Genomic DNA, 4,612 nt, shown 5'->3' on the forward strand with positions numbered 1-4,612 from the left:
AATTATACAGAAGTGCTGATGCAGGAAATGGAAGGCATTGCTGCCGTGGTAGCAGAATTTGATTGCGGGGATATTCTTTTTGCAGAAGACCATCAGCAGAAGGAAGAGCTCTGGAAATTAAGAAGGCGTGTAGCCGAAGCCGTTAAGGCCAACTCTGTGTATAAGGAGGAAGATACGGTGGTGCCGCGTGCAGAGCTGCCCGCATTGCTGAAAGGTGTAAAGGATATTGGTAAAAAGTATGGCTTCCATTCAGTGTGTTACGGGCATGCGGGCGATGGTAATCTTCATGTGAATATTATCCGTGGAGAGCTGTCGGAAGAGCAGTGGAACGGTACGCTCAAAACCGGCATCCGCGAGATCTTTGAGCTGGTAAAACAGCTGGGCGGTACCATTTCCGGGGAGCATGGCATTGGCCTGGTACAGAAATCATACATGGATGTGATCTTTGATGATCAGCACCTGCAGATCATGAAACAGATCAAGCAGGTATTTGATCCCAGCAATATTTTGAACAGGGGAAAAATATTTGACTAAACATACCGCGCTTGTAAAGTGTGGTACAGGAATATGAAATACACCCATAGCTTAAAAAAACATTAAACAAGTAACCGATGAAACGTTTGCTCTTATGCATGCTGCTGCTGGCAGGTATGCACGCTGCACAGGCCCAGTATTATAAAACAGATACTACCAGCTCTGAGCGCAAAGGTTTTGATCCCTCCCGCCTGATGGTCGGCGGTACACTGGGACTTACCTTTGGCAGTTATACCAATATCAATGTGTCGCCAGACCTGGGCTACCGTTTTTCAGATATGTTTGCTGCCGGTATAACTATTAACGCGCAGTATGCATCTGAGAAATGGGAGTATACAAATGGTACCGTTAAGAATACTTACAAAGTATTTGGAGGTGGCGTCTGGAGCCGGTTTTACCCGTTTGAAATGTTGTTTTTACATGCACAGCCGGAGCTGAACTATGTAAGTGTAAAAATAACAGACAACACGGTTGATCCTAAGTCAACTGTAAAGGAAAACCATACAGTACCCAGCCTGTTGCTGGGTGGCGGTTATTCCCAGCCTTTAGGAGGCGGCGGCTCTGCTTTTTACATCATGTTGTTGTATGATGTAATTCAGGATGAATGGTCTCCTTATCAGAATCGCCCCGTGTTTCGTATGGGCTTTAATATAGGATTGTAAATTTATTTGTACGCAGCAGCTAAGGCGTGCAGGTGAACGTATGCTCGTTTGCTTTGCACGCCTTAGCTTTTTAGTATCCCTTCTAATACCACTCCTCATCTTATCTCTGTCTCATCCTCATCTCAAACTCAAACCCAAACCCAATCCCCTTTTTCCTGCATCACTATCCAACATCCCTCACTTAACATCTTACCCCCTAATTATTAATTCTTAATTTTTAATTATTAATTCCCCACTTTAAACCTATTGTTAATTGTTTATAAATACTAAACTCCATATCGCCTGCTTTTATACCTTTGTACCCGTAACCTTATTGACCATACTGTCATGAATTTACAATTAGCCGTATTTGATATAGCAGGTACTACCCTGCACGATGAATCCAATGTAGGATTGGTATTACAGCACGTGATACAACAACAGGCCGGGGTGCCCGTATCGCTGCCGGAAGTAAATGAGGTAATGGGCTACGCCAAACCCTATGCTATCCGCCACCTGCTACAGCAAAAGCAGGACACCCGCCACCAGGACGCCGGCTTTGTAAACGGCCTGCACACACTTTTTGTACAGCAAATGAGCGCCCACTACCGGCAGGATGCCAGCGTACGGGAAAAAAGCGGCGCCGGCAAAGTGTTTCAGGCCCTGAAGCAACGCGGTATTAAGATTGCCCTGGATACTGGTTTTGACCGTGCCATCACCAACATTATATTGGAACGGGTAGGCTGGCTAAACAATGGCATTATAGATACCGTAGTTACCAGCGATGAAGTAGCCCAGGGCCGCCCATATCCATATATGATCTACCGGGCCATGGAACAGCTGGGCATACAAAGCATTCAGCAGGTTGCTAAAATAGGTGATACTATTTCCGATCTGGAAGAAGGTACCAATGCCGGTTGCCCATATGTAATAGGCGTTACTACCGGCGCCTATACAAAAGAAGCGTTGGAAAAAGGCCCGCACACCCACCTTATTGCCGGGCTGGAAGAAATACTGGAAATAATTGGTTAATGTGCTAATATGCTAATGTGCTGGTTTATGTTATGTATACATATATATCAACAAAATGCCATCATTTAACAAACACCAGCACATTAGCATATTAGCACATCAGCACATTAACAAGCATCAGCACATTAAAAAGTATTTATGAAACAGGCAGATGTAGCCGTTATAGGCGCAGGTATAGCAGGTTTGGCAGTTGCTTATCAATTGGCAAAACAAGGCAATAAAGTAGTGTTGTTTGAGCGTAACAGCCGCGCGTTAAGCGCCTCTATCCGCAACTTCGGTTTAGTATGGCCTATTGGCCAGCAAACAGGTGAGCATTACCGCCGCGCCATGGCCAGCCGCCGCATCTGGAAAGAGCTGTCGGCCGCAACAGGGCTGGAATGTAATGAAACCGGCTCCCTGCATTTAGTATATGCAAAAGATGAGCTGGCGGTGCTGGAAGAGTTTGTGCAGGCAGCACCCGCCAACGGTTATGACTGTGAGCTGCTAACCCCCGCGCAGGTAGCCGCCCGCAGCCAGGCGGTAAAAATGGAAGGCCTGTTAGGCGCCATGTACAGCCCCACTGAAATGACGGTAAACCCGCGCGAGGCCAGCGCCATGATAGCCGCACACCTGCAGCAGCAGTTCAATGTTACCCTGCGTTTTAACACAGCGGTGAACAGCATTAGCTTACCATACATTCAAACCGTAGATGAGCAGTGGAAGGTCGACCGTGTATTTGTATGCAGCGGCGCCGACTTTGAAACCCTGTACCCGCAAGCGTTTGCACAAACAGCGCTTATTAAGTGCAAGCTGCAGATGATGCGTACCGTACCGCAGCCCGGCAGCTGGCAGTTAGGGCCTGCTTTGTGCGCTGGTTTAACCCTGCTGCATTACAGCGCCTTTAACACCTGCAAAACTTTGGAAGCTTTACGGCAACGGGTGCAGGAGCAAATGCCGGAATACCTGCAATGGGGCGTGCATGTGCTGGTATCACAGAACGGGGGCGGGGAGCTTACGCTGGGCGATTCCCATGAATACGGTCCGGACTTTGCACCTTTTGACAAAGAGTTCATTAATAAGCTGATCCTGGATTATATGCATACCTTCCTGAAAGCCCCTGACCTTACCATACAGGAGCGCTGGCATGGCATTTATCCCAAGCTTACCAACGGCCAAACCAACCTGGTGCTGGAAGCCGAAAAGAACGTTACCATCGTAAACGGTTTTGGCGGCGCCGGCATGACGCTGGCCCTGGGCCTGGCAGAGGAATTAGTGGGCAGTCTCTAGTTGGCAGTTGGCAGTCCATGGTTTATGGATTGTGCCGGTTATCAATACTTGTTGACACTAATGAACTAATTGGAAACTTTGGATTTGACTTTTGGCATAAGGTCTGCCCATCGCTTCATTATACGCTCCGGTGACTGCCAACTGCCAACTGCTAACTGCCAACTACTAACTAGGACACCATAGGATAACAATTGGTCAGCATTATTTATTTTACTGGTCAAATTCCACATCCACGTATGCGTTCATTCGTACTCCTGTCCTTATGGTCATTATTATCCGTGCAGGTATTTGCCCAGGATTTGCCCGTGAACCCGCAGCTGCTTAAAGGCTCCTGGCGCTCATCTTCCTGGATCTCCGCACCTGGTATAGCTCAACGCGATTACGGGGTGTATCACTTCCGCAAAACGCTTAACCTCAGCGCCAAACCATCCCGTTACATCATTCATATTTCTGCAGATAACCGTTACCGCCTGTGGGTGAACGGCCAGCCCATATGCAGCGGCCCTGCACGTGGCGATCTGTATAACTGGAACTTTGAAACAGTAGATATTGCCCCTTACCTGCAGGCTGGCAGCAATGTGCTGGCAGCCCTGGTTTGGAACATGGGTGTATACGCGCCGGTAGCACAGGTCTCCAATCAAACCGGCCTGGTAGTACAGGGCGATACGGATGCAGAAAAAGAGGTGAATACCAATACCACCTGGAAGGTGTACACCAATAAAGCCTATACACCCTGCTCTGTAGATAACGGCCGGCGCCTGCACTCTTATATGGTGATAGGCCCTGGTGATCATGTAAAGGCAGCCGATTATCCCTGGAGCTGGGAGCAGCCAAAGTATGATGATAATAGCTGGCCGGCGGCTGTATCTGTCACCACCCCGGAACCCGCGGGTTATGGTTCAGATAACCTGTGGACCCTGGTGCCGCGCAGCATTCCGTTGATGGAGGAAACACCGCAGCGCCTCCAAAAAGTAAGGCGTGCACAGGGTATCACGGCAAATGATGATTTCCTGAGTGGCAATGCACCGCTTACCATACCCGCAAATAAAACCGTAAGCATTCTGCTGGATCAGTCTTTTAACACGGTTGCCTATCCTGAGCTTACGGTAAGCAAAGGCGCCGGCAGCACCGTAAAAATG

Annotated in this window: 5 protein-coding genes; all 5 read left to right on the forward strand. The window is 48.4% G+C overall.

Annotation, left to right across the window (positions count from 1 at the left end; all coding sequences use genetic code 11):
- On the forward strand, positions 1-534 hold a 534-nt coding region (locus VIM87_RS14395), incomplete at its 5' end, for an FAD-binding oxidoreductase (protein ID WP_331997669.1).
- 77 nt (positions 535-611) lie between these two features.
- Complete coding sequence (locus tag VIM87_RS14400; protein WP_331997670.1) at positions 612-1,196, forward strand: hypothetical protein; 585 nt, start codon at positions 612-614, stop codon at positions 1,194-1,196.
- A 327-nt stretch (positions 1,197-1,523) separates the two neighbouring features.
- Entirely contained in the window at positions 1,524-2,207 is a 684-nt protein-coding gene (locus VIM87_RS14405; RefSeq protein WP_331997671.1) for an HAD hydrolase-like protein, read from the forward strand.
- Positions 2,208-2,345: 138 nt separating this feature from the next.
- The gene (locus tag VIM87_RS14410; protein ID WP_331997672.1) at positions 2,346-3,473 is read left to right on the forward strand and encodes a TIGR03364 family FAD-dependent oxidoreductase; all 1,128 of its coding nucleotides are present in this window, start codon (positions 2,346-2,348) and stop codon (positions 3,471-3,473) included.
- A 236-nt stretch (positions 3,474-3,709) separates the two neighbouring features.
- On the forward strand, positions 3,710-4,612 hold a 903-nt coding region (locus VIM87_RS14415), incomplete at its 3' end, for an alpha-L-rhamnosidase N-terminal domain-containing protein (RefSeq protein ID WP_414649643.1).

It is taken from the genome of Chitinophaga sp. (genome assembly GCF_036569125.1).
Lineage (GTDB): Bacteria > Bacteroidota > Bacteroidia > Chitinophagales > Chitinophagaceae > Chitinophaga.